Source organism: Brevibacterium sp. ACRRH, from assembly GCF_022346365.1.
Taxonomy (GTDB): domain Bacteria; phylum Actinomycetota; class Actinomycetes; order Actinomycetales; family Brevibacteriaceae; genus Brevibacterium; species Brevibacterium paucivorans.
Window position 1 is genome coordinate 1 of sequence record NZ_JAKRMN010000005.1, and the last position, 26,379, is coordinate 26,379.

Here is a 26,379-nt window from a genome sequence, read left to right on the forward strand (position 1 = left end):
CCCAGCAAGCTAGAGCTTCATCGTTCGACTTGCATGTGTTAAGCACGCCGCCAGCGTTCGTCCTGAGCCAGGATCAAACTCTCCACAAAAAACAAGAAAGAAAAACCCCAGCACCCAAAAAAGAAAAGACAAGAAAAAATCAAGCCAAATCAATCTGAGAACCAGAAAAAATAAAAAACTGGCATCACAAAAACAAACAAACACGCTATTGAGTTGAAAAAGAACACACACACAAAAACACTCACCAACACACAGCCGGCTCACGCTAAAGGTGGTTTTGTTCACCAGGGCTTCACTCTCTTGTAGTGAGTTGTTCGCCTTGGCGACGGATCTTTACTCTATATCATTCGAGACAGCTTTGCAACTTCAGTTTTGAGTGATCTGAAACATGCTGCGATCGAGTTGATCTGGAGTAAGATTCGGCTCTCTGGCTCGTTACCTCGCTGAGAGCAACGTTGAAAACTCTATACCGATTCGCCTGAGGTTTGCAAGTCGTTTTGCCCACTTTCTTCTGCGGGCCCCGAATTCCTCGCTACGCGCCATACGAGAGCGACACCTAAAGGGAGCAAAACTACAAGGGACCACACACCAAGAGCTGACGCAATTACGCCGTTGAATGGTGTACCAGCTGGCCAGAACAGCAACGTGATTCCAGCTGCCGCGTTGAAGAGTCCGTGGGCAAGCGCTGGAACCCAAATGGAACCTGATGCGCCGTACAGGTAGGCAAACAACGCGCCTAAGCCCATGCACGAAACCATCATGAGTGCCACGCCGGGCAGTCCAAACAGCCCAAAGTTGTAACCCATCATGATCATGGGAGCGTGCCACAGCCCCCAGATCGCACCGCCGATGACGACAGCCCACATGAAGCCAAAGCGCTGAGTCAACGCAGGGTACAAATAACCGCGCCAGCCCAGCTCCTCCCCCACTGCCGGTAGTGCGTTGAAGATGGCACCCAGTGGAATTTGCGCGAACTGCAGAACTAAGAACAGCGCAAGAGGAATACCCAGCGCCGATGCTGACTGGTGCGCCAGAGTATGTCCGTTAGCCGGCCACACGGGTGTCGCAATCGTGATGACAAGCGCGATGAGTAAGCTCACACCAAACGTCGCCACAAGCCCCATAAGAAGGCGACGAACGTATGGCCAGTTTCCTACCACACGCGGACCAAAGCCTGGCACGTCCACTGGTCGACTGGCACCCAACAGCGGAAATACGCGAGAAAACTTCACGCCACTAACCAACAGTGTGATCACTGCGGCAATACCGGGCGTGAACATCATGGCAACGCCACACGCCTGCGCGACCAGGCTCTGCGTGAACTGTTCTTCTTCCGTAGGCATAGGGCCAGACCCTGGATCCCCGGTTTCTTTGACAGCCGGAAGTGTGGGCGATAGGTCAATTCCCATCAACCAGATGGGCAACGTCACAAGCCATGCGAGCGCAAGTGCAAGAACAACATACAGTCCGATGGCCTTTCCACTAACCGGAAGGGCCTGTGAGCGGTTGTCTAACGTGTTCACCGCAGACATGCTACTGCGAGCGTCTTCTTTCCGCGTCGGAGGAGAGCTACTGCGTGGTCGCCTGCCGGCAGGAACTGATCCGCGGTCATCACGTGGTCTTCGGATTCGACTTTGACGTTGTTGATGTACGCGCCACCCTGCTGGATCGCTTTACGTACTTCACCCTTTGATTTGAGCTGTCCGGTCTGTGCGAACGCGTCGACGAACAGGTCAACGACGTTGATTCCGGCTGCTAGGGCAGCTGAGTCAATGTCGGTTCCGGGAAGGGCCGAGGTGGCGCCTGCGATCGTAGGTTCGTCTAGTTCGGTGAGTTCCCCGCGTCCGAAAAGAGCGTCGGCGGCGGCGAAGGCCTGGTCCGTGGCTTCTTTTCCATGGACGAGCTCCGTGACGTCCCGTGCGAGGGTTTTTTGCACGAGTCGCGTGTGAGGTGCTTCTTTGAACTGTTCGATGATGTCGTTGATTTCGTCGAGTTCACGAAGCGAGAACACCTTAAGGTAGCCCGGCGCGTCAGCGTCGGCGGTGTTGAGCCAGAACTGGCTGAATGCGTATGGGCTGGTCAGTGTTGGGTCGAGCCACACGGTTCCGGTTTCGGTTTTCCCGAACTTGGTTCCGTCGGCTTTTGTGATGAGTTTGATGGACATCGCGTGGACGCTGGTCCGTTCGACGCGACGAATGAGATCGGTTCCACTTGTCAGGTTGCCCCACTGGTCAGATCCACCCGTTTGGAGGGTGATTCCGTAGCGGCGGTAGAGCTCCAAGTAGTCGTTTCCTTGGAGCAGCTGGTATGCGAATTCGGTGAACGAAATTCCCGCGTCCGAATTCAACCGAGCAGACACCGCTTCTTTTGCCAGCATGCGATTCACTGAGAAGTGTTTACCTACGTCTCGTAAAAAGTCGAGCACGTTGATGTCGCCGGTCCAGTCGTAGTTGTTGACCATAGTGGCGGCGTTGGGGCCCTCGAAGTCGAGGAATGGCTGGATCTGGGCTCGGATCTTTTCCACCCATCCTTCGACGACGTCACGCGGGTTGAGCGAACGTTCAGACGTCATTCGAGGGTCACCGATCAGCCCGGTTGCCCCGCCTACCAGCATGAAAGGCGTGTGGCCGGCTGCTTGTAAGCGCCTGGCAACAAGAACTTGGACAAGGTTACCCATGTGCAGGCTGGGAGCCGTGGGGTCGAAGCCCACATAGAACTTCAGTGACTCTTCAGACAGCGCTTTACGCAAAGCGTCTTCGTCGGTCGTCTGAGCGACAAGCTCACGCTTGACTAGGTCACTAAAAATGTCCACGGGTTACCTTTCCTACTTCCTATTGCCATTCTGCATGACAGTGCTCAGTCTAATCCAGCTGATCCGCCCGAGGTGGTTGCCCCGAATTCTCGGAGGCGCGCCAGTTCTGCCCGGGCGTTGGAGAGTTGCTGTTCAACAGCCGACTGAGCTGTTCCTCCCTTGGCGTTGCGTGAGTTGATCGACCCCAGGGTCGTCAGAACGCTACGCACGTCCGAGGTGTAGTGCTCAGAAATGCTTGCATAGTCCTCATCGCTTAAGTCCCACAGTTCTACGCCACGGGATTCGGCCAGTTTCACTGCGGCACCTGAAAGTTCGTGTGCCACGCGGAATGGAACTCCTTGGCGCACCAACCATTCGGCAACGTCGGTGGCCAGTGCGAACCCGCGCGGGGCCAAGTGCGCCATGCGTTCGGTGTTGAACTTCAGGGTGGCGACCATTCCGGTGAAGGCTGGAAGCAGAAGTGTGAGTGTGTCGACTTGGTCAAACACTGGCTCTTTGTCTTCCTGCAAGTCGCGGTTGTATGCCAGTGGCTGAGCCTTAAGCGTGGCCAAAAGCCCGGTGAGGTCACCGATGAGACGTCCTGCTTTTCCTCGTGCGAGTTCAGCCACGTCTGGGTTCTTCTTTTGAGGCATGATCGACGATCCAGTGGAGAAACGGTCGTCGAGCTTGACGAAACCAAACTCTGCAGTCGCCCACACAATGATTTCTTCACTCAGACGCGACAGGTCCACCCCAATCATGGCCGCGCAGAACGCGAATTCTGCAAAGACATCGCGGCTGGCGGTTCCGTCGATCGAGTTTTCTACCGAATCGCTGAATCCAAGCTCAGCAGCAACAGCCTGCGGGTTGAGTCCCAGAGACGACCCTGCAAGCGCACCCGAACCGTACGCGGATACGTCTGCGCGCTTATCGAAGTCCATTAGACGGTCAACGTCACGCATGAGCGGCCACGCGTGGGCCAGCAGCTGGTGTGCCAGCAGAACAGGCTGCGCGTGCTGCAGGTGCGTACGCCCCGGCATAGGCGCGTCGATGTGAGCGTGAGCCTGTTCGATCAGGGCTTCGACAGTGTCCAACACCAGGGAGGCGATAATGCGTGCCGAGTCGCGCAAGTACATGCGCCCCATGGTGGCGATTTGGTCGTTGCGCGACCGCCCGGCACGCAGTTTGCCACCCAGCTGCTGACCGGCGATCTGGAGAAGACCGTTTTCCAGCGCGGAGTGGACGTCTTCATCGCCTTCGTCGGGCACAAACTCCCCGGAGTTCACTCGTGCTTCCAGTTCGTCCAGTGCACTGAGCATTCCGCGAAGTTCGTCTTCGTCCAGAAGCCCGGTTGCGTGCAGCACGCGTGCGTGAGCACGTGATCCGGCGAGGTCGTAGCTGGCGAGTCGCCAGTCAAAGTCGGTGGACTTTGACAGTTTTGCTAGTGCGTCGTCGGGGCCGTCTGCGAAGCGTCCACCCCACAGGCTGATGCCGGTCATAGTTCTCCTTAGTGTGAGTAGCCCAAGCGCTGGTTACGTGCGGTGGCCTGCTTAGAGGACAGTCCGTAGATGTCTATGAAACCGCGCGCTGCTGACTGGTCGAAGGACTGGCCTTCATCGTAGGTGGCCAGGTTGAAGTCGTACAGGGTGTTTTCTGAACGACGACCGGTGACGGTGGCGCGTCCACCGTGCAGGATCATGCGGATGTCACCGGATACGTGTTCCTGGGTGTCGTCGATGAACGCGTCGAGGCTGCCCTTGAGTTCTGAGAACCACTGGCCGTCGTACACGAGTTCGGTCCAGCGCTGGTCAACCGTGCGCTTGAAGCGTGCCTGTTCGCGTTCCAAGGTGATGTTTTCGAGCTCTTGGTGAGCCGCGATCAGGGTCATCGCACCGGGAGCTTCGTACACTTCGCGGCTCTTAATTCCAACCAAGCGGTCTTCGACGATGTCAATACGTCCGATTCCCTGGCGACCAGCACGTTCGTTGAGCTGCATGATCGCTTCGAGCGGGGTCACGGCGTTGCCGTCAATAGCCACCGGGATTCCCTTTTCGAAAGTGATGATGAGTTCGTCGGCCGGTGGTGGGAACGCTGGGTCGTCGGTGTAGTCGTAGACGTCCTTAGTTGGACCGTTCCAGATGTCTTCGAGGAACCCAGTTTCAACTGCGCGTCCCCACACGTTCTGGTCGATTGAGAACGGGTTGTTTTTGGTGGTAACGATGGGCAGTTCGTTGCGTTCTGCGTACTCGATTGCAGCTTCGCGGGTCAGGGCCAGGTCACGCACAGGTGCAATGGTCTTGAGCTCGGGAGCAAGCGACGTGATAGCCACCTCGAAGCGCACCTGGTCGTTACCTTTACCGGTGCATCCGTGGGATACCGTCGATGCACCAAACTGCTTAGCTGCTGCCACCAGGTGCTTGGCGATCACCGGGCGCGACAGAGCCGACACGTTTGGGTACGCACCCATGTACAGCGTGTTGGCCTTCAGCCCGGGCATACAGTATTCGTTTGCGAACTCGTCACGCGCATCAGCGACGTAGGCCTCAACGGCACCACAGTCCAACGCACGCTGACGGATCGTATCCAGGTCTTCGCCACCCTGGCCCACATCCACGGCCATTGCAACGACCTCGGCGCCGGTAGCTTCCTGGATCCACCCGATAGCTACGGACGTGTCCAGACCGCCCGAATATGCAAGAACAATACGTTCAGTCATGTTTACTCCTTGTCTTCCGCGCCAGCCAGGCAAATGAACTGGTTGGCAATGTCTTTTCCACCTTGTGGGTCTGCTGAAATGATGAGAACTGTGTCGTCGCCGGCGATTGTGCCGATGATTTCGGGAATCACCGAATGGTCGATCGTGGAGGCGAGGAACTGAGCCGCTCCTGGCGGGGTGCGCAGCACTGCGAGGTTGGCCGACCATGTGGCCGACACCAGCAATTCCTCCAGGTGCCGCTGAAGTTTCGCGTCCAGAACGTGCCCTTTGACCCCCTGCTCAAGGGAGCGGTCGCCTCCTTCACCGGGAACAGCGTATGCGTTTCCTTCTGCCGTGCGCACCTTGATGGCGCCCAGCTCCACCAGATCGCGTGACAGGGTCGCCTGTGTGACAGCGATTCCGGTGCCGGCCAGAAGCTCGATGAGTTCGGTCTGCGAGCGCACGTGGTTGCGACGGATGATGTCGATCAACAGCGCGTGGCGGGCGGCTTTTGTTCCGGGAATCGCGTTCGCGACGCCGCTGGTTTCGTTTGCAGAGTTGGCCCCGTTTTTACTCACGCGCCACTCCCCTGTGCGCCACTCCCCTGCGTTTGCGACATGAGCCATGCCATGAGCGCCTTTTGTGCGTGCAAGCGGTTTTCGGCTTCGTCAAAGACCACGGACTGGGGTCCGTCGATGACCTCTGCACTCACTTCGTATCCGCGGTAGGCGGGCAGACAGTGCATGAAGATGGGGTCATCGCCCAAGTCCATGAGTTCCTGCGTGACGGTGTAGGGAGTAAAGGGCGACTGGGCGTCGTTACGCCCGTGGGCGTCTTGCCCCATGGATACCCATGTGTCGGTGACCAGGATGTTTGCACCCGAGGCGGCTTCCCGTGGGTCTGTTGTGACGGTGACGCTGCCGCCGGTGTGGCAGGCGAGTTCGCGTGCTTCGGTGAGTACGTGGGTGGCTGGGTGGTAGCCTTCTGGCGCTGCGATGCGCACGTGCATTCCGGCGTTGACGCAGGCCAGCACGTACGAGTGGGCCATGTTGTTGGCACCGTCACCGAAGTAGCTCAAGGTCAGGCCCGCGAGCCCGTTTCCCTCACCGGTTGACCTGTGTTCGCGGATGGTGAGCAGGTCGGCTAGCAGTTGGCACGGGTGGTAGTCGTCGCACAGTGCGTTGATGACGGGCACTGTGGAGTTCTGTGCCATCTTTTGAAGTCCTTCGTGGGCGAAGGTGCGCCACACGATCGTGGACGTCATGGACGACATGACGCGTGCTGAGTCTTCAATGGTTTCCTTGTGCCCGATTTGGGATTCACCGGGGTTGATGATGAGTGGCTGCCCACCCAGTGCGGCGACACCCGCGGCGAAGGACACGCGTGTGCGGGTTGAGGTCTTGTCGAAGATGATCGCAACGGTCTGGGGCCCGGCGTACGGCTTGTGCGAGTACGGGTTGGCTTTGAGCTCCGCGGCCAGATCGAGTACTTCGTTGAGTTCGGCCGGGCTGAGGTCGGTGTCTTTGAGGAAGTGTCTGGTCATGCGATGTCCTGAAGAATCTGTGGAATCGAGTGGATGAACTGGTCGATCTGGCTAGTAGTCACAATAAGTGGTGGCGCGATGCGGACTCGCTCCGGGGTGGCCGGGTTGACGATGATTCCGTGTGTGAGCGCCGAGGCGGCAAAGGCTTTCGCTCCCCCGTTGGGTTCGAATGACAGCAGCAGGCCACTGCCCCGAACGCCGGTGATGCCGTCAAGGTTTTCGAGGCTGCTGCGTAGGTGTTCGCCGGTTGTGCGGACCTGTTCTAGCAGGCCGTCGCGTTCGATGACGTTGAGAACGGCGAGCCCGGCCGCGGTTGCAACGGGGTTGCCACTGTAGGTGGAGCCGTGTTCGCCGGGTTCCAGGAGTTTCGTCACGTGCTGCCCGAACGTGAGGGTCGCAGCAAGTGGGATTCCTCCGCCAATACCTTTAGCCGAGGTGACCACGTCTGGCACGACACCTTCGCCAATGTCTGGGTTTTGGAAGGCGTACCAGTGGCCGGTGCGTCCAATTCCGGTTTGGACTTCGTCAAGGATGAGAAGTGCTCCCGCCGCCGAGGTGGCTTCCCGTGCCGCTTTCAGATAACCGGCCGGGTGGGGACGGACCCCTGCTTCACCTTGAATGGGTTCGATGATGACGGCTGCGCAGGTGTCGTCGATGGCGCGGGTAAGCGCGTGAATGTCGCCGTGTGGAACGTGCTCGACTCCTGGGAGGAGTGGGTTGAAAGGTTCGCGGTAGGCGGGTTTGTGGGTCACGGAAAGGGAGCCAAGGGTGCGCCCGTGGAATCCGCCTTCGACGGCAACGATTTTTGGGCGTCCGGTTTTGCGTGCGATCTTCAGGGCCGCTTCGTTGGCTTCTGATCCGGAGTTGGAGAAGTACACGGAGGAACCTTTGGGCGCGTTCGCGACCTTGAGCAGTGCATGCGCGAGCTCGATCTGCGGATCGGATGCGAAGTAGTTCGAGATGTGCCCCAGCGTGAGCATCTGGTTGCTCACGGCTTTCACCAGGTCAGGGTGCGCGTGTCCTAATGAGTTGACCGCGATTCCGGCCAGGAAATCCAGGTACTGCTTACCTTCGGAGTCCCACACGTAGGCTCCGTCGCCGCGCACCAGCTTGAGCTGAGGTTTGCCCAGTGCGGGAAGAATTGCGTTGCTGTGTTCGTCTTGCCAGGTCATGCGTCGCCTCCTAGCACCATGGTTCCGATTCCTTCGTCGGTAAATACTTCGAGCAGGATCGAGTGGGCGGTTCGTCCGTCTACGACGTGAACCTGGTTGACACCCGCATCGACGGCTTCCAAAGCGGCTGTCATTTTGGGGATCATGCCCGAATCGAGTGACGGCAACAGTTCACGTAGCTCCTGCGCAGTGATTTCGCTGATGAGGCTGTCGGTGTCGGGCCAGTTGGCGTAGAGGCCTGGCACATCGGTGAGCATGATGAACTTGTCCGCCTTCATGTGCTTAGCAATCGCGGCTGCTGCCAAATCGGCGTTGATGTTCAGTGGCATGCCAGGTTCGCCATCGATTTCAGCGGCGACCGAACACACGACAGGGACACGCCCTTGGTCCAAAAGCTCATTGAGCACCTGCGTGTTGACCGCTTCGATGTTCCCCACACGCCCCAGTTCGGTGCGTTCGACTGGACGTGCCAACAGCAGGTCAGCGTCTTCCCCGGAAAGCCCAACGGCTGCGTCTCCGTTTTGGTTGATGCGCGAAACAATGTCGCGGTTGACCTGCCCAGCCAGCACCATACGGGTGACGACCGCCGCCTCGGGAGTGGTCACCCGCTGCCCGTCAACAAACTCACTGGGGATGCCCAACCTATCCAGCATTGCCCCAATTTGCGGGCCACCTCCGTGGACCACGATGGGCCGGATCCCAGCGAACCGCAAGAACGCCACGTCGTCGGCGAACGACTGCTGGAGTTCGTGGGAAATCATGGCGTTGCCACCGTATTTAATGACGATGGTGGCGCCGGAAAACTTCTTGATCCACGGCAGCGCCTCGGTGAGCGTCGAGGCTTTGATCTGCGCGCGGGCCACGCGTTGGGCGGGTGAAAGTTGTGTCATGACGAGTATGCGCTGTTCTCTTCGACGTACTGGTGGGTGAGGTCGTTGGTCCACACGGTGGCCTGGTGGTCGCCTGCGTTGAGGTTGATGTCCACGGTCACGTCGCGGGTGAAAACCACGCTTTGGGGGTCGGCGTGCGGGCCTGATGCCACGCACACGGGAACCCCGTTGACCGTCACGTCGATGTTGGCGGGGTCAAATTCGGCCGAGGTGGTTCCCACCTGCGCCACGATCCGTCCCCAGTTGGGGTCCTCACCGAAGATGGCGGTTTTGAACAGGTTGGAGCGGGACACGGCCCGGGAGACTTCCACGGCGTCGGCTTCGCTGGCCGCTCCCGAGGTGGTAATCGCGATATTGTGCGCGGCACCTTCCGCGTCGCTCATGAGTTGGCGGGCCAGGTCTTGGCAGGCCTCGGTTAGCGCTTGAGTGAAGGCGTCCAGGTCGGGGTGGACACCGCTGGCACCTGAACTCATGAGGACCACGGTGTCGTTGGTGGACATGCACGCGTCGGAGTCGAGCCTGTCGAAGCTACGGGCAGTTGCGTGGCGCAACGCGGAGTCGAGTTCTTCGGGGGTCAGTTGAGCGTCGGTGGTGAACACCACGAGCATGGTGGCGAGCGCAGGTGCCAGCATTCCGGCGCCCTTGGCGATTCCACCGATTATGCAGTCGCCCACGGGCACCTCGATGTTCTTGGGAACGGTGTCGGTGGTCATGATTGCCCGGGCGGCATCTTCTCCCCCGGTGGTGCTCAAGGCGTTGATCGCGGGCGCGATTCCACCCAGCAGCGTGTCGCGCCACGTCTGGTCCCCCACCCCAATCAGGCCGGTCGAACAGACCACGACATCGCTGGCCGTGACAGGGTCGGTGCCGGTCGCTGTCAGGCCGGCGGCCACCTCGGCGGCGGTCAACTCAGTGGTCTCATACCCGAACTGGCCGGTGAAGCAGTTGGCGCCCCCGGAGTTGAGGACAACGGCACGAGCCCCGCCACCTGCGGTGACTTTCTGCGAGAACAGAACGGGGTTGGCCTTGCACCGGTTGGACGTGTACACCGCGGCCACGGCGTGCTGGGGGCCGTCGTTGACGACGAGAGCCAGATCCGGGTGACCGCTGGGCTTGAGTCCCGCGGTGACTCCTGCTGCGCGGAATCCGCGTGGTGAGGTTACGGTCACGGTGCCACTCCTTGCTGTGTGAGGCCGGTTGTTTCGTCCAGGCCCAATGCCAGGTTCATGCTTTGGATCGCCTGCCCTGCGGTGCCGCGGACCAGGTTGTCGAGTGCGCACACGACGATCGCGGTTCCGGCGCGTTCGTCCACGGTGGCCTGGAGGTGCGCGGTGTGGGCGCCTGCCGTAGCCGAGGTGGCGGGCCACTGGCCCTGTGGCAGGACGGTCACGAAGGGTTCGGTTTCATAGGCCTTGGCCAGGGTTTGGCTGATCTGGCTGGCCGAGGTGTGGGTGGGCGCGGACACGGTTGCCAGGATGCCGCGCGCCATGGGTACCAGTGTTGGGGTGAAGGTGATGCGCGTGGTGGACTGCGCGACGTCTTCGCCAAGCACGTGGGCGAGGTTCTGTTCAATTTCGGGGATGTGGCGGTGAGTGCCGCCTACTGCGTATGGGCTGGCGTTGCCCAGAATTTCGCCGGCCAACAGGTGAGGCTTGAGGGCTTTTCCTGCCCCGGAGACTCCGTTGGCAAGTACCGCGGTGAGGGCGGTGTGGTCGATGAGGCCGCCTTTGACGAGTGGCTGCACGGCCAGCGTGACCGCGGTGACGTTGCAGCCAGGGACCGCGATGCGGCGGGCCTGGGCAAGGAGTTCACGTTGCGTGGGGCCCTGTGCGCGCAGAAGTTCAGGGAGACCGTATGTCCAGGTTCCTTGGTGTTCGGACTTGTAGTACGCTTCCCAGGCCTGGGCCAGTTCGAGGCGGTGATCCGCAGCCAGGTCGAGGATGAGGGTGTCTGGTGAGAGTTTTTCCAGCTCAGCGGCGATCTCACCACTAGCTCCGTGCGGCAGGGCCAGGACGACAACGTCGTGCCCGGCGAGCACCTGAGCGGTGGACGGTTGGATCTCCATATGCGCGTATTCGCGCAGGTGTGGCTGGTGGTTTCCGAGGAGTGAACCGGCAGTAGAATGGCCACAGACTGTTGTTACGTTTGCACATGGGTGTGCCGAAAGTAGCCTCAGCATTTCGCCACCGGCATATCCGGTCGCACCGGAGACGGCGACGGAAAAAGTCTTCATATGAATAACTATACATCACAGCCGAATTTTATTCACGTGAGCTGGATTGGAGGAACATGTACGCGGTACAGGCACAGCGCCCAGGAGGACCAGAAGTCCTGGAGTACGTCGAAGTAGACGACCCCACCCCGGGAGAAGGCGAGGTACTTGTCGACGTCAAAGCCACTGGTATGAACTTCATCGACACCTACCGCCGAAGTGGCATCTACCCCATGCAGTTCCCACACATTCCGGGCACTGAAGGTGCCGGTGTGGTGAGCCAGATAGGCGAAGGCGTCACGGATGTCCAGGTGGGAGACCGCGTTGCATGGCACGACTCCCCTGGTTCATATGCGCAGAAGGTCGCCGTAAGGGCCGACATGTTGGTCCCCGTGCCCGGCGACATCGACTTTGACACTGCAGCCGCGATTCTTCTGCAAGGGCTCACCGCGCACTACCTGGTCACGGGTTCACACCGCATTGAGCCCGGCCAGACGGCACTCGTTCACGCGGCCGCCGGAGGCGTGGGACTGTTGCTTACCCAGCTCATTACGCACATGGGCGGAAAAGTTATTGGCACCGTGAGCACTGAAGAGAAGGCACAGCTTGCCCGCGAAGCCGGAGCCCAGCACGTGTTCTTGTACGGCGAAGGCGTTGACATCGCCCAGACTGTCCGTGACCTCAGCGACGGTGAAGGTGTCCACGTGGTGTATGACGGCGTGGGTAAAGACACGTTCGACGCGTCCCTGGACTCACTGCGCGTGCGCGGTTCGCTTGTGGTGTTTGGCGGCGCCAGTGGGCAGGTTCCTCCGTTCGATGTGCAGCGCCTCAACGGAGCAGGTGGTATCTTCCTGTCCCGCCCATCCCTGCAGTGGTTTGTGCGCACACCTGAAGAGCGACGGGAGCGCAGCGAGGTTCTTTTCACCGGCCTGAAGGACGGCTGGTTGAAATTCCGGGTTGGCGCAACCTTCCCCCTTGACAAAGCCGCTGATGCTCACCGTGCATTAGAAGGGCGCAAAACCACTGGAAAAGTGGTCTTGAAGGCATAGACAACACACTCAAAGGAGAGAATACGTGAGCACACTCAGCACAGGCAGTGCGATCCTCACAGCGATTCGTAACTACGGTGTCGACACCGTTTTCGGCATCCCAGGAACCCACAACCTGGAGTTCTACCGGTCGCTCAAGGACTTGGGAATGCGCGTAGTGACCACCCGCCACGAACAGGGCGCCGGCTACGGATCTGACGGCTGGTCCCTCCAGACGGGACTTCCGGGGGTAGTAATTACCACCTCGGGACCGGGACTTCTCAACGCACTGTCTGCGGCTGCCACGTCATTCTGCGAATCCCGACCCATGCTCATCTTGGCACCCGGACCAGAGCAGGGAGCGGAGTTCGCGGACAAGGGCACCTTGCACGAAACCAAGGACCAGTTCAGTGCCGCGGCGGCCATTGTCGAAACCGCGGTGCGGGTCACCAGCGCGAGCGAAGCGGTGGAAGCGGTTCACGCGGCGTTTGAGCGCTTTGCCACGGCTCGCCCGCGCCCCACCTACATTGAGGTGCCGCTCGATGTTCTGGAACAGCAGGTCCAAGCGAACTCGCTTGACCTTGAGGCGCGCACGTACCAGCGTCCGGGATGCACGGATGAAGCCCTTTTGGAGCAGGCGCGTGTGGCTTTGCGCGGTGCGTCACGTCCCGTGATTGTGGCCGGCGGCGGGTCCCGAGGTGCCGCGGAGGAACTGCGCGAATTGGTCGACACGCTGGGCGCACCGATCGTGACCACACTCAACGCAAAGGGTGTCGTGGATGAGCACCACCCGCTGTCCTTGGGTGCGAACCTTCGGTTTACTCAAGTACGCGAGTATGCGCGCACGGCCGATGTTCTGCTGGTTGTGGGCTCGAAACTCGGTGAAGCGGAGCTGTGGGTCGAACGCTTGGAAGCCACGGGAACCGTGGTGCGCATTGATCTTGCGGAAGGGCAGATCAGCAAGAATCTCACGGCTGACATTGGCCTGGTGGGAGACGCCAAGGCCACGTTGCGTGCGCTTCTTGACGGCCTTGACGTCACGAGCCCGGCAGGTGATTTCCGGGCTGATGTCGCAGGAGCTTTGGAGGCTGCACGCGCTGAAGGCCTGGAGACTTCGCGGGAAAGCACGCTGATCGCCGAAGACATTGTTGCTGCGCTTCCGCACGACGCGATCGTGTCCACGGACTCGTCTCAGATCTGTTATTTGGGTCTGCTCAACGCGATCAAAGTGACGACCCCTAACTCCACTCCGTATATGGCCACATATGCGACTCTGGGTTACGGCCTGCCTGCTGCCCTGGGGGCGCGAATCGGTGCACCGGACCGCCCCACTTTTGCTGTTGTGGGTGACGGGGCACTTATGTTCAGTCTGCAAGAACTCATCACAGTGGTAGAACAGGGCGAAGACCTTACAGTGATCGTGATGGACAACGGGGGTTACGGAGAAATCCGTACGAACGAGATCTCTGCCGGCATTGACCCCGTTGGAGTGGAACTCACTCAGCCAGACTGGCCACTCATGGCCGCGGCCAGCGGAGGTCACGGCGTGAGGGTGGACGACCTCGGGCAACTCAAAGACGCAGTGGCCAATGCGGTAGAAGCTGGCGGTCTGCAGCTCATCCACATTGACGCGAAACGTTACACCACAGCCGGTTAAGTTTCTGGTTCGTGGCGCAAAGACGGAGCCAAGACCAACGCACCCAGTACGCATCCGGTGAGCAGAACCCAGGCACCAAAGTAGGTGAACAGTTTGAGTTCTGGGGTCAGTGGTGGGCCAAAGTCAGCGCTCATCATGACCACACCACCCAAAATTAGTGCGGTGGCGAGAACGGTTTGGACGCCTTTGTCGACGACGTTGCGGACCAGACCCTTGATCGCACTCAAATCAACACCCGAGGTGCCGATGTCCAAGCTACCGTCCTCCAGGTGGCGCACCACGCGGGAGACCTGCGCGGGCAGGTCCAAGGCAAGGGATGACGTAGTCAGGGCGTACAGTTCGGAGTCTTTGCGCACAGTTTCCAAGGACAGGGATTCGCGCATGATGCCACTGGCTCTGGAGCGTGCCAGGTCCAGCATGTTGATGTCGGGGTCGATGTAGGCGATGCTACTTTCGAGCGTTGCCAGGGCGCGCAGGGCCTGAGCGATGGATCCGGGCAGTGAGAAGCCACCCCGGAGGAAGAATTCAAGCATTTCGTCGATCGCGGAGCTCACGGACCCGTTGCCCGACAGTGACATGAGGATCTCACCGATGTCGCGCTGTAGTTCGCGCACGTCTACGCCGGATGGGGTGCCCAGCATGTCCAAGACTGCGTGAGTTGCCGCACGGGAGTTTTGCGAATCGAACGCCATGAGGAGCACTGCGATATCGTGGCGGTCGCGCCGGTCGATGTGTCCCACTGACCCGAAATCGACCAGTCCACCACGGCCAGACGGTTCGATAATGATGTTTCCTGGGTGGAGGTCGGAATGGAACACGCCGTCGACCAACACTTGGCGAGCAATCATGATGAACAGTTCTTCTGCCAGTTCGTACCGGGCGATCGTGGACAAGTTGTCGACGATAGACCCGGCCTTTGACAAGACTTGGCCGTGAACGTGTTCCATCACGATGACGTTGGGGCCGGACAGCTCTTCGAACACTCGCGGGATTCTCATGAGTGTGCTACCGGACTCCAGTGCGGATTCGCGGAGGAGCTTCATGTTGCCGACTTCGCCACGGTAGTCCAGTTCGTCGTTGAGCGCGTCGACGAAGTTTTCGGCCAGGCGCACAATTCCCAGTTTCCTAGCCCACCCGGCCATCCGTTCGATCTGGTTAGCCAGGGTCACAACGATGTCGGAGTCTGCCCTCACCTGAGCGCGAATCTTGGGACGCTGGACCTTAACAACGACCTCGGTCCCGTCATGCATGACCGCCCGATGGACCTGCGCAACGGACGCGGCGGCAAGCGGGGTGCGGTCGAAACTCGCAAAAACCTCGTCGACGCCCCTCCCCCACTCTTCTTCCAAATCAGATTCCACTTCAGCGAAATCGACAGCGGGCACGTCGGACTGAAGCTTGGAGAACTCTTCGACGAACACAGTGGGGACGGCATCGGCGCGGGTAGCGATGAACTGCCCCAGTTTCACGAACGTCACCCCGGCAGCCGCAAACGCCTCGGCGGTGGTTTTTGCGATCTCACGCATGTTGAGACGGAAACTTGGGACGCGCGGGCGCAGATACCGCACGAGCCCGAACCGGATGAGGATGCGCTGAATTTGTGCGAGCCTGCGCATGCGCCGGTACCGCACGGGAATGCGAGTGAGCGAGCGTACCACGTTGCTCAGCGAGCCGGACGGGAGGATGATTTCGATGCCCAACAGCAGCGTGATTTGGATAACCACGAACCAGCCGAAGAGCAACAGGAACACCATGATCGCTGCGAAGCCCATTTCGGGGCCGGGGAAACTGCCGTGGTCGTAAATTTTCAGGATCTCGAACGCTTGGAGCGTGATAGGCCACAGGCTCATGCCCATCACCAGGGACACGATTGTGTTGCGAAGTATGCCCGTACCCACGGATACGACGCGACGGACCAGAACACCCACGACTACCGCGTTGAGTAGTCCCAAGAGTATGGTCCACACAATCGTTTGCATGAGAATCCTTCCCCTTTGAGCCCCGCTTTACAAGGTCAGACGTAGGCGCCGGTGGTCCTCGGTTAGGTTCATGGCTTTGAGCGATTCCACGGTGTCGTGACCGGCGCGAGCGAACCGGCCGGAGAACGCGTCGAGTTCCCCGGACGCGAAGCCCAGTGCCAGATCGATCACGTCTTGTGGTTTGGTCCAGTCGTCATCACCACGCCAGTCGTGAACGGGCATGGAGGTGGTCATATCGGAGCGGATGACACCTGGGGCAAGTTCGAAGATCCGCAGACCCTTGTCATATCCGTAGTGGTGAACGGAGTCCGCCAGCCTAAACAGCGCGACTTTAGACGCCGAATATGCCGCATACTGCGGTGTTCCGTGCGAGCCTGAACCGGAGTTGATGTCAATGATGCGGGCGGGTTTGTGCGCTTCCGCTTTGCTCAGCAGGTGTGGCGCAAACGTGCGAATCATGTAGAACGGGCCCAGCACATTGGTAGTGATGGTGCGCTCCAGCTGTTCCGGTGGAACGTCCCACACGGGACCTTCGGGTGCTTCGATAACGCCTGCGTTGTTGATGAGAACGCCGAGGTCGTCCCCGGTTTCCGTTTCAATCTCACGGACCCTCGTGAGAAGGGCTTCAATTGCGTTGGGGTCGGTGACGTCGACGCCTTCCCCGTGGACGCGGTCGCCGTGCTCTATGCCCAGTTCTTGGGCCAGTTCAGCAGCGTGGGCGCTGGCTTTCGAGGCGTCAGTTGCCGTGAAGATGACGCGGTAGCCGGCGGTGAGAAACCCGCGGACCAGGTGGCTTCCGATTCCGCGGGTTCCTCCCGTGATGAGCGCGATCGTCATGAGCGCACCTCAACGCCGAACTTGGCGTGGGCGTTGTCGGTGGCTTTCACACGCAGAGCCGAAGCTTCGTCTGCGGTGAGGGTACGGTCGGCGGCGCGGAAGGTCATGCGGAATGCGACTGACTTCTTACCTTCGCCCACTTGGTCGCCCGTGTAAAGGTCGAAGATGTCCAGGTCTTCGAGTTCCGGCCCGGCACCTTCGCGCAGAGCACGCGCAAGGTCTGCCGCGGGGACTGATTCGTCCACGATGAGTGCAACGTCTTGGCGTGAAACTGGGTAGGTGGACAGGGCACCGTCCCACGCACGTTCAAGCGAGTGAGTGAACAGCGCGTCGAGGTCCACTTCGAAGGCGCACGTGCGGGCGGGAAGCCCCAGGTTTTCAATCGCCTTGGGGTGGAGTTCACCCGCGTGACCCACCACGGTGTCGCCCAGTGTGAACTCTGCGCAACGGCCTGGGTGGAATGGCGCTGTCTGAGCCGCGCGCACGTCCAGGGTCAGGCCCAGGGCTCCGGCGATGCGGTGGACGAGGTCGATTGCGTCGGTGGCTTCGACGTTACGGCCCTTACCCCACACGCCCAGGCGCTCAATTTTGCCGGTCATGACGGCAGCTGCGTGAAGTGGCTGCGGCGGAACGGCCGAACGCAGAGTTTCGAGTTCCTCTTCAGTTGGGTGGTAACCGGGGGCGAATGTGCCGGTCGCAGTGGCCTGTGCCTCTGGTTGCGTGACCAGGCCGGTTTCAAACACGAATACGTCTTTGAAGCCGCGTCCCAGGTTCTTGTTGACCGCGTCCGGCAGGGTTGCGAGCAGGTGGGAGCGCAGAAGTGGCTGGTCATCGGCCATGGGGTTGGCCAGGCGCACCATTGTGCGACGTGGGTCGTCTGCTTCGAGGAGCAGTGCGTCGCTACGGGTGTCTGCGGTGAACGGGTAGGTGAGAACTTCGGTCAGTCCCACGTGGGCCAGCAGATTCGACACCGTGCGCAGAGCCTTTTGGCGGTGGGTCAGGCCCGATCCGCCTGGCGCTTGAGGTGCGACCGAAGGGATCTGGTCGTAGCCGTTGACGCGCGCGATTTCTTCGATGAGGTCCTCGGGCCCCGTGAGGTCCGGGCGCCAGCTGGGCGCTGTGACAGCCAGGGTCGATTGCCCGTCAACCGCGTGGTCGACCTTGCATCCCACCGCAGTGAGAGCGTTCTCTACCTGCTCACTCGTGTAGTCCACACCTACGCGCTTGGCGGCAGCGTCGGCGAGGAGTGGGATCACGTTAGGTTCCGGGACAGACCCGACGACAGTCACCTCGGGCGCGATGGTGCCCCCGGCAAGTTCCTGCAGTAGCTGTGCGCAACGCATGGCGGCAGCTGGTCCCAGGTGTGGGTCGACTCCGCGTTCAAAGCGACGAGCGGCTTCGCTGGGGAGTTTGTGGCGGCGTGCGCTACGGGCGATAGTCACCTTGTCGAAGTGGGCGGCTTCAATGATGACCGAGGTGGTTGTTTCGCTGACCTCGGTGTCCTGCCCGCCCATGACGCCGGCCAGCCCGATGACGCGTTGACCATAGTTGGCTTCGTTGAAGTCCTGTTCAGGGTCCCCGGCGGGGGTTCCGGCGTAGTTGTCGGTGATGAGCAGGTCTTCGGGGTGGAGTTTGCGCTCAACGTCGTCCAGGGTGGTGAGTTTTTCCCCGGCGCGGGCGCGGCGCACCGTGATTTTGGAGCCAAGTTTGTCTGCGTCGTAGGCGTGGAGGGGCTGGCCCAGTTCCAGCATGACGTAGTTGGTGATGTCGACGACCAGGGACAGTGGTCGCATGCCGGCTTCCAGGAGGCGCTTTTGCATCCAGTACGGGCTTGAACCCTGTGCATCGATTCCGTCCACGCGCATGGCCGTGAAGCGCGAACAACCGTGCTGGCCGTGGATGGGTGCAGTGTCCTCGAGGTCCACGCGGTAGCCGTCCAGTGACGGTTCGGGGACGTCGATGTTGGCGGGGTCGTTGAAGGTTTGGTTCTTCAGTAGCGCGTATTCGCGTGCGATGCCCCGCATGGACAGTTGGTAGCCACGGTCAGGGGTGACATTGACGTCGAGTGTGGTGTGGTCAAGGCCTAGGAGTTTGATGGCGTCGTCACCGGGTTCACCGGTGAGACCCAGGTCTTTGAGCACGATGATGCCGCCCTGGTCTTCGCCCAGACCCAGTTCTTTAAGCGAGCAGATCATGCCGTCGGAAACGTGGCCATAGGTTTTGCGAGCAGCGATTTCGAAGTTGCCTGGGAGCACTGCGCCGGGCAGGCACGCGACCACCAGGTCACCTTCGACAAAGTTGTGGGCACCGCACACGATTCCGCGGGGTTCGTCCTCGCCTACGTCAACGCTGCACCAGTTGATGGTTTTACCGTTGGAGTGCTTTTCCTTTTCCAACGAAAGGACGCGGGCAACGACCAGCGGGCCGGTCACCTCGGGACCAAAAAAGTCTTCTTCTTCCAGACCGATTGACGCGAACTGCGCGGCCAGCTCATGAGCGTCCGGTGACGCGGAAAGGTCAACGTAGTCAGATAGCCATTCCAGTGATACGCGCATTAGTCCATTACTCCAAACGTGTGAGAAAAGCGGAGGTCGCCTTCCACCATGTCGTGCATGTCGTTGATTCCCTCTTTGAGCATGAGGGTGCGTTCAATACCCATTCCGAATGCGAAGCCCTGGTAGACGTCAGGGTCGATTCCGGCGGCGCGCAGAACGTTGGGGTGGACCATTCCGCAGCCACCCCATTCGATCCAGCCGGGACCGCCCACCTTGTTGGGGAACCAGAAGTCCATTTCGGCGCTGGGCTCCGTGAACGGGAAGTACGAGGGGCGCAGACGGGTGTGTGATTCGGGGCCGAACATGGCGCGGGCGAATTCGTCGAGCGTGCCCTTGAGGTTAGCCATGGTGAGGCCCTTGTCGATTGCGATGCCTTCGACCTGGTGGAAGACCGGGGTGTGCGTGGCGTCGAGTTCGTCGGTGCGGAAGGTCTTGCCGGGGCACACAACGTAGAGTGGCACGCCGCGTTCCAGCAGGGAGCGCGACTGCACGGGTGAGGTGTGCGTGCGCAGAACCAGGCCGGATTCTTTGGGGTCGGCGAAGAACGTGTCTTGCATTTGGCGGGCCGGGTGGTCTGGGCCGAAGTTCAGGGAGTCGAAGTTGAACCATTCGTGTTCAATTTCCGGGCCCTGGGCGACTTCCCAGCCGTGGCCAACGAAGTGGTCTGCGATCTGTTCTTGCAAAAGTGTCAGCGGGTGACGGGCACCGGTCTGGGCGCGGTTACTGGGGAGGGTGACGTCGATAGCTTCTTCGACGAGCACCTGGGCGTCGCGCTCCGCCTCGAGGGTGGCCAGGCGGGCGGCGAACGCCTTGTTCACACGACCTCGGGACTGGCCCACCAGCTTCCCTGCCTGCGCTTTTTGGGACTTGTCGAGTTTGCCGATTTCCCGGTTAGCAAGGGCCAGCGGGGACTTGTCGCCCATGTGCGCAATTTTTGCGTCTTTGAGTTCGTCAAGCGTGTGAGCCGCTTCAAATGCGTGAAGCGCCGTCTCAACCGCAGCGGTTACGGACGCTTCGTCCAATGGGTCACAGGCATGCTCTGACATGGGCCTTCTTTCTGTTGTCTGGTGCTTGTGCACGGGGCCGGGCTAACGCCATCTTAACGCCCAGCTTTAGGTGTAGTTGTGGTTGCGGGCCGATTCGTACAGGCACACGGCAGCCGCCGTGGCAAGGTTGAGGCTTTCGGCCTGGCCGTAGAGCGGGATTGCCACGGCCGAGTCTGCTTGTTTGCGGTCTTTTTCTGGCAGACCCCAGGCTTCGTTGCCGAATACCCAGGTGGTTGGTTGTGACAAGTCAAGGCCGGCGTCCCAGGGGACGTGGAGGTCGTGTGCCGGTGGGTGGGCGTCTGCTGCCAACACCTGAAGCCCGCGGGCGCGGGCGAGTTCGACCACCTCGGGAAGCCCCACACCGGTCACCACGGGAAGGTGAAACAGGGAGCCGGCGGTGGCGCGCACGGTCTTGGGGTTGTACACGTCCACGGACGAGTTGGTAAAGATGACGGAGTCGGCACCGGCGGCGTCAGCTACGCGGAGGACGGTGCCGGCGTTGCCGGGGTCGCGCACTTGGGACAGGACCACGACGAGTTTGGAGTCCTTGGTGATGGCTTGCGGGAGTTCGGTGTCGATGTGCTCGACGATGGCGACGATGTCTTGGGAGGTGACGGTGTCGGTGAGTTCGGCAAGGGCCGCCGAGGTGGCTTCCCGGATGGGGATGTTGGCGGCCTTGGCGTGTTCGAGGATGTCAGGGTGGCGTTCCGCCGCTTCCGAGGTGGCCCACACGTCAAGGATGGCGCCGGTTGGGCGGTGGCGGGTTTGGCCGTCTTCTACGCCAACGGTTGCGCGGTGGGGTTTTTTGGTGGCTTGGTGGATGAGAGCTTCGCGGACAGCTTGGGGGCCTTCAACGATGAAGCGACCCATTTTGGTGCGCCAGTTTCGTTTCGTCAGTTTCACCGCTTCGCGTAGCCGTTTGGATTGCGGTGTGAGCGGAGGGCCGGTGAGATTGGTGGCGGAGTTGCGGGGGTGGGCAGGGTCTGACATGTTAGCAACCCTAGCAAGGTCGCAGGGGCCCGGCCCCCGGAAAGTAGACACCGTGGGGGTGAAATTATTGGCTTTACTCTAGCGCATTGTTAGGAAGCGTGAGTTTCGTACTCAATGGGTGTGAGGTACTTGCACCAGGAATGCCTTCGGGTGGTGTTGTAGCGCGCACACCATGCGAAGACGTCGCGCCGGCAGACTAGCTGATTGGAAAAGACTTTCTGGTCTTTGAGCACTTCTCGTTTCAACGCCGCGTTAAACGACTCCGCGAGTGAATTATCAGCGCTGCTGCCAACTGCTCCCATCGACTGGGTGACGTTGAGTCTTCGGCAGACAGCCTGAAACTGCGATGAGGTATACACGCTGCCATGATCTGAGTGGAAGATCGCCCCGGAGAGACTGCCACGGGTACGGCGAGCATGCTCGAGCGCTTCTTCGACGAGGTCGGTGCGCATGTGGTCTGCGATCGCGAAGCCGACGAGCATCCGCGAGTAGCAGTCAATCACAGAAGCCAGATACATATTCGACCCGTCTGCGATCGGCAGATAGGTAATATCGCCGACGAGGATCCTATTGGCAGCTGGCGCAGTGAAGTTACGCTTGACCAGGTCAGCGAATATAAAGCGATGACGCTCACGCTGCGTTGTCGTGACCTTACGTTTTTTCGTGTAGCCGCGCAGCTGAAGCTTCCTCATAATCCGGGCGATGCGCTTATGGTTGACCGGTCCGGTGCTACTGTACGCATCGTTGAAAGTCAGCTCGGCGGCAATGCGTTTTGCGCCGTAGAGCTGCCTCTTGTCGTCGAAGATGGCCTGGACCTTGGCTCCGAGTATGGCATCATCAACCAGTCTGCGGTGCCGCTGGGCGCTGCTAGCTTTCCATTTGTAGTAGGAGCTGCGGTTTAACCCGAGTACGGTGCACATCCGCTTGACCGAGTAATCGGTGCGGTGGTCATCAACGAACCGGAAGCGGATCACCAGTTCGTCTCTTCCATGAAATATTTGGCTGCCTTACACAAAATATCGCGTTCTTCTTTCAGGCGGGCGTTTCCCTGTTGCAGCTGACGTAGCTTCTCAGCATCGGTCAGTTGCCTCGCACGATCAGCACGTAAGCCCGCTGAAAGCTGGGGTTTCGTGCCAGTTCCGTACTTATCAACCCATACGCGAAGCGTGGAGCGGTTGATCCCTAAATCAGCGGCCGCAGCGTTCAACGACACCTGTGGATCGTTCTCGTACATCGCGACCGCGTCGCGCTTGAACTGATCCGAATAAACCTTCCTAGGCATGGAGGTAGATTACCTTTCCCCGACTCAACACAGCCGGAATCAGAGGTGTCTACCAAACAGGGGTCAGGTCCCTATCTATCAACGATCAGGCGCTCAAACGTTGGGCGTTAAATAAGCGGAACGAAAGCCAGGACGCTTCATACGGAAGCTGGGTTAACATTTACTCATGTCTGTTTCTGAGCTGTCCACCAGTACCCAGAACTATTTGAAAGCTATCTGGGGGCTAAAGGAATGGTCATCCGAGCCCGTTACCGCCACACTTATAGCGAAACAGCTGGGACTCAAGCTCTCCTCGGTCTCCGATGCAGTGCGCAAAATGTCGAAGCAAGGGCTCGTGTCACACACGCCCTATGGCTCTGTGGAGTTAACCGAACTTGGCAGGCAGTACGCATTGGTCATGGTGCGCCGCCACCGATTGCTTGAGTCTTTTTTGGTTCAAGCATTGGATTATACGTGGGACGAGGTCCATGATGAAGCCGAAAATCTTGAACACGCGGTGTCTGACATGCTCATAGAGCGCGTGGATAAGTTCCTCAATTACCCCACTAGGGATCCACACGGCGACCCTATCCCTACGGTTGATGGACAGATCACTATCCCCAGTGCGCACCGTCTCACCGACAGCGGCGCACAACCGCAGGTGACCGTGGAACGCATTTCTGATTCCGACCCACAACTGCTGGCCTTCCTCAAAGAGCAAGGCATCGTCACTGGGGCTGTTCTTACCACGCGCGAAGGAACGCCCTTTTCAGAATCGCTCGAAGTACAGGTAGCCGACAGTACTCAGTGGGTAGTACTTGGGCGCCCAGCTACGGACGCAGTGTTTGTAGCACACCACAGCCTGTAGTCTTTCCCTTTCTCATTAATCCTGTCCCTACCTGCCCTTTTAAAAACTACGGTGCGGCGTAGTTTGCAACTACGGTAGTACGTAGTTAATATTTTCGATCATCACCTATCCCACTTATGGCTAAGGCCAGGATGAGCAGGATTGTCATGTCAGACTCACCAGATTTGGTGTACTTTTCTAGCGTTTCTGAAAACACAAAAAGATTCGTCGAACGCTTAGATAGACCCGCAGTGCGCATTCCACTGCGGCCCAAGAAAACCGGAATGATCCAGGTTTCACACCCGTACGTACTCATCGTTCCAACCTACGGCGGTGGCTCGCTCAAACGCGCAGTCCCCAAACAGGTCATCGACTTCCTCAATGACCCAATCAACCGTTCCTTTATCCGGGGCGTGATTACCTCAGGCAATACCAACTTCGGAAGCGCTTACTGCGTCGCCGGCCGCATCATTTCCGCTAAGTGCCACGTTCCAGAGCTGTATCACTTCGAGCTACTCGGCACGCAGAAGGACGTTGCCGCTGTAAAGCAGGGCCTTCACAAGTTTTGGGAGCAGCAAAGCAACTAACAATTACACCCCATTGATTTCCCACAAAATGAAGACCACATCCGCAACACACAGATTGGAAACCACAATGCCGCCACTTAAGGCCACCCCCACACAGCCCATTGGCCCTACGCCCCGCACCGCTTCAGCAGACGATGCCGGCGGTGTCGGTAAGCGCAAGAGCTACCATGCACTCAACGCGCAGCTGAACCTATTCGACGATTCGGGAAGAATCCAGTTCGACAAGGACATTGAGGCAACACAAGACTTTTTAGCGCACCATGTCACTCCCCGCATGCATCAGTTTGAATCCACCAAGCAGCGCTTGGAGTGGTTGGTTGATAACGAATACTACGAGCGGGAATTCCTTGAGCTTTATGATGACGATTTTCTGTGCACTATGTACGACAGAGCCCACCGAGCCAAGCATCAGTTCCGCACTTTCCTCGGCGCATTTAAGTTCTTTACTTCATACGCACTGAAAACCTTTGATGGCTCGCGATTTCTGGAAGGCTACGAAGAACGCGTCGCCACCACAGCTTTGTACCTTGCACAGGGCGATGAAGAGCTTGCGGAGAAGCTGGTGGATGACATCATGACCGGACGCTTCCAGCCCGCCACCCCTACTTTTCTCAACGCAGGAAAAGCCCAGCGTGGCGAAATGGTCTCCTGCTTCCTCCTTCGCATCGAAGACAATTTGGAAAGCATTGGCCGCAGCGTGAACTCTGCACTGCAGCTTTCAAAACGCGGCGGTGGTGTGGCCTTGTTACTGAGCAATCTGCGCGAATCCGGAGCCCCAATCAAAAAGATTGAGAACCAAGCTTCCGGCGTAGTCCCAGTCATGAAAATTCTGGAAGATAGCTTCAGCTATGCCAACCAATTGGGCGCTCGACAGGGCGCTGGAGCCGTCTACCTACATGCGCACCATCCAGATATTCTTCGTTTCCTGGATACCAAGCGGGAAAATGCCGATGAGAAAGTCCGCATTAAGACTCTTTCGCTGGGAGTTGTTATTCCAGATATAACCTTCCAGCTGGCCAAAGAGAACAAGGATATGCATCTTTTTAGCCCGTATGACATCGCTCGCGAGTACGGCGTAGCCATGTCTGACATGTCTATCACCGAGTATTACGACGAGCTGGTTTCCAATCCGCGAATTTCTCATACGACTATCAAGGCCCGCGAGTTTTTCACCACGCTGGCTGAGCTTCAGTTTGAATCTGGATACCCCTACATACTCTTTGAGGATACGGTCAACCGCGCTAATCCCCTCAAAGGACATATCAATATGTCCAATCTGTGTAGTGAGATCCTCCAGGTCAACACGCCATCCACCTACGGCGCCTCAGGTAACTACACCACCGTTGGCCAGGACATTTCCTGCAATCTAGGGTCGCTCAACATCGCTAAAGCTTTTGAATCACCGGACTTTGGGGAAACTGTTGAAACCGCGGTGCGCGCTCTCACGAAGGTCTCAGACCTAACAAATATCGAAGCTGTTCCTTCCATCGCTCACGGTAATGCATCCATGCATGCCATCGGGTTGGGCCAAATGAATCTCCACGGTTTCCTGGCTTCCAAGCGTATTCCTTATGGCTGCGCCGAAGCACTGGACTTTACAAATATCTATTTCCTGACCGTGACCTATCATGCGCTCCGTGCATCCCATGCGCTAGCGGTTGAGAAAGGTCAACGATTCACTGGCTTTGAAGAATCCACCTATGCCACTGGCGTCTACTTCGACAAGTACATCGACCAAGACTGGGCGCCGGCCACTGACCACGTAAAACAGCTATTCCATGAGGCTGGCGTGCAGATTCCTCAACGCGAGGATTGGCTACGGCTCAAGAACCAAGTGATGCAAGACGGCATCTACAACGCCTACTTGCAGGCAGTTCCACCCACTGGATCAATTTCCTACATCAATGACTCCACCGCGTCCATACACCCGATTGCCTCCAAGATTGAAATACGCAAGGAAGGCCGCTTGGGGCGCGTGTACTACCCCGCACCGGAAATGACCAACGACAACTTGGAGTATTTCGATGACTCCTACACCGTGGGGTACAAAAAAATCATCGACACCTACGCTATGGCCACCCAACACGTGGACCAAGGGCTTTCCCTGACTTTGTTCTTCACCGCTGACACCACTACGCGGGACATCAACAAGGCACAAATCTATGCCTGGAAAGCCGGAATCAAGACCTTGTACTACATCCGTTTACGCCAACCTGCACTCCAGGGAACCGAGGTCGAAGGCTGCGTTTCCTGTGCTCTGTAGGAACACGGTCCTTCCTTCATTCACAA

Annotated in this window: 21 protein-coding genes and 1 rRNA gene; 5 read left to right on the plus strand and 17 right to left on the minus strand. The window is 59.1% G+C overall.

All coding sequences use genetic code 11. The features are described 5' to 3' along the window. The 11 genes from MHX53_RS06075 to argC form a co-directional block, all read right to left on the minus strand. A 16S ribosomal RNA gene (locus tag MHX53_RS06075) occupies nucleotides 1–89 on the minus strand; the annotation flags it as partial. 375 nt (nucleotides 90–464) lie between these two features. Beyond that, nucleotides 465–1,523, minus strand: coding sequence for a type II CAAX endopeptidase family protein (locus MHX53_RS11780; protein WP_180965399.1), 1,059 nt, complete (start codon nucleotides 1,521–1,523; stop codon nucleotides 465–467). Beyond that, a complete protein-coding gene (gene tyrS / locus MHX53_RS06085; protein WP_102239599.1) occupies nucleotides 1,520–2,812 on the minus strand; it encodes a tyrosine--tRNA ligase in 1,293 nt (430 codons plus the stop codon). The genes MHX53_RS11780 and tyrS overlap by 4 nt, the downstream gene beginning before the upstream one ends. A gap of 44 nt (nucleotides 2,813–2,856) precedes the next feature. Continuing rightward, nucleotides 2,857–4,290: an argininosuccinate lyase gene (gene argH, locus MHX53_RS06090; RefSeq protein ID WP_102239600.1), complete on the minus strand. Its 1,434-nt coding sequence runs from the start codon at nucleotides 4,288–4,290 to the stop codon at nucleotides 2,857–2,859. Nucleotides 4,291–4,298: 8 nt separating this feature from the next. Then, nucleotides 4,299–5,507 (minus strand): argininosuccinate synthase, encoded by a 1,209-nt coding sequence (locus tag MHX53_RS06095; RefSeq protein WP_102239601.1) that lies wholly within the window; start codon nucleotides 5,505–5,507, stop codon nucleotides 4,299–4,301. Between the two features lie 2 nt (nucleotides 5,508–5,509). Continuing rightward, nucleotides 5,510–6,064: an arginine repressor gene (locus MHX53_RS06100; protein WP_239271602.1), complete on the minus strand. Its 555-nt coding sequence runs from the start codon at nucleotides 6,062–6,064 to the stop codon at nucleotides 5,510–5,512. Continuing rightward, nucleotides 6,061–7,029, minus strand: coding sequence for an ornithine carbamoyltransferase (gene argF / locus MHX53_RS06105; protein WP_239271603.1), 969 nt, complete (start codon nucleotides 7,027–7,029; stop codon nucleotides 6,061–6,063). The genes MHX53_RS06100 and argF overlap by 4 nt, the downstream gene beginning before the upstream one ends. After that, nucleotides 7,026–8,201, minus strand: a complete 1,176-nt coding sequence (locus MHX53_RS06110) for an acetylornithine transaminase (RefSeq protein WP_239271604.1) — start codon at nucleotides 8,199–8,201, stop codon at nucleotides 7,026–7,028. Before MHX53_RS06110 ends, argF begins: the two co-directional genes overlap by 4 nt. Further along, entirely contained in the window at nucleotides 8,198–9,091 is an 894-nt protein-coding gene (argB, locus tag MHX53_RS06115; protein ID WP_239271605.1) for an acetylglutamate kinase, read from the minus strand. Before argB ends, MHX53_RS06110 begins: the two co-directional genes overlap by 4 nt. Continuing rightward, entirely contained in the window at nucleotides 9,088–10,260 is a 1,173-nt protein-coding gene (gene argJ / locus MHX53_RS06120) for a bifunctional glutamate N-acetyltransferase/amino-acid acetyltransferase ArgJ (RefSeq protein ID WP_239271606.1), read from the minus strand. Before argJ ends, argB begins: the two co-directional genes overlap by 4 nt. Beyond that, on the minus strand, nucleotides 10,257–11,324 hold the full coding sequence (gene argC, locus MHX53_RS06125) for an N-acetyl-gamma-glutamyl-phosphate reductase (RefSeq protein WP_102239607.1): 1,068 nt from the start codon (nucleotides 11,322–11,324) through the stop codon (nucleotides 10,257–10,259). Before argC ends, argJ begins: the two co-directional genes overlap by 4 nt. Before the next feature lie 56 nt (nucleotides 11,325–11,380). On the opposite strand from argC, the gene MHX53_RS06130 reads away from it, so the two are divergent. Continuing rightward, on the plus strand, nucleotides 11,381–12,352 hold the full coding sequence (locus MHX53_RS06130; protein ID WP_102239608.1) for a quinone oxidoreductase: 972 nt from the start codon (nucleotides 11,381–11,383) through the stop codon (nucleotides 12,350–12,352). Between the two features lie 25 nt (nucleotides 12,353–12,377). Further along, nucleotides 12,378–13,988: a thiamine pyrophosphate-binding protein gene (locus MHX53_RS11785; RefSeq protein WP_102239609.1), complete on the plus strand. Its 1,611-nt coding sequence runs from the start codon at nucleotides 12,378–12,380 to the stop codon at nucleotides 13,986–13,988. Here MHX53_RS11785 and MHX53_RS06140 read toward each other — a convergent pair. From MHX53_RS06140 to MHX53_RS06165, 6 genes are all read right to left on the minus strand, one after another. Beyond that, nucleotides 13,985–15,967: an AarF/UbiB family protein gene (locus MHX53_RS06140; RefSeq protein ID WP_102239610.1), complete on the minus strand. Its 1,983-nt coding sequence runs from the start codon at nucleotides 15,965–15,967 to the stop codon at nucleotides 13,985–13,987. The two genes, MHX53_RS11785 and MHX53_RS06140, sit on opposite strands and share 4 nt — an antisense overlap. Before the next feature lie 27 nt (nucleotides 15,968–15,994). Beyond that, nucleotides 15,995–16,804 carry an SDR family oxidoreductase gene (locus MHX53_RS06145; RefSeq protein WP_102239611.1) on the minus strand — a complete coding sequence of 270 codons (810 nt, stop codon included), beginning with the start codon at nucleotides 16,802–16,804 and terminating at the stop codon, nucleotides 15,995–15,997. Further along, on the minus strand, nucleotides 16,801–19,359 hold the full coding sequence (gene pheT, locus MHX53_RS06150) for a phenylalanine--tRNA ligase subunit beta (protein WP_102239612.1): 2,559 nt from the start codon (nucleotides 19,357–19,359) through the stop codon (nucleotides 16,801–16,803). Before pheT ends, MHX53_RS06145 begins: the two co-directional genes overlap by 4 nt. Next, nucleotides 19,359–20,405: a phenylalanine--tRNA ligase subunit alpha gene (gene pheS / locus MHX53_RS06155; protein WP_102239613.1), complete on the minus strand. Its 1,047-nt coding sequence runs from the start codon at nucleotides 20,403–20,405 to the stop codon at nucleotides 19,359–19,361. Before pheS ends, pheT begins: the two co-directional genes overlap by 1 nt. Nucleotides 20,406–20,471: 66 nt before the next feature. Next, complete coding sequence (locus MHX53_RS06160) at nucleotides 20,472–21,395, minus strand: RNA methyltransferase (RefSeq protein WP_180965400.1); 924 nt, start codon at nucleotides 21,393–21,395, stop codon at nucleotides 20,472–20,474. Between the two features lie 89 nt (nucleotides 21,396–21,484). Then, a protein-coding gene (locus MHX53_RS06165; RefSeq protein ID WP_102239615.1) for an IS3-like element IS3502 family transposase occupies nucleotides 21,485–22,677 on the minus strand; the annotation gives its coding sequence in 2 pieces (ribosomal slippage) (nucleotides 21,485–22,389 and nucleotides 22,389–22,677; 1,194 coding nt in all). Nucleotides 22,678–22,843: 166 nt separating this feature from the next. On the opposite strand from MHX53_RS06165, the gene MHX53_RS06170 reads away from it, so the two are divergent. From MHX53_RS06170 to nrdE, 3 genes are all read left to right on the plus strand, one after another. Further along, nucleotides 22,844–23,524 carry a metal-dependent transcriptional regulator gene (locus tag MHX53_RS06170; RefSeq protein WP_102239616.1) on the plus strand — a complete coding sequence of 227 codons (681 nt, stop codon included), beginning with the start codon at nucleotides 22,844–22,846 and terminating at the stop codon, nucleotides 23,522–23,524. A gap of 146 nt (nucleotides 23,525–23,670) precedes the next feature. After that, on the plus strand, nucleotides 23,671–24,090 hold the full coding sequence (gene nrdI / locus MHX53_RS06175; protein ID WP_033399510.1) for a class Ib ribonucleoside-diphosphate reductase assembly flavoprotein NrdI: 420 nt from the start codon (nucleotides 23,671–23,673) through the stop codon (nucleotides 24,088–24,090). A gap of 67 nt (nucleotides 24,091–24,157) precedes the next feature. After that, a complete protein-coding gene (gene nrdE, locus MHX53_RS06180; RefSeq protein WP_052205721.1) occupies nucleotides 24,158–26,353 on the plus strand; it encodes a class 1b ribonucleoside-diphosphate reductase subunit alpha in 2,196 nt (731 codons plus the stop codon). Nucleotides 26,354–26,379: the final 26 nt, after the last annotated feature.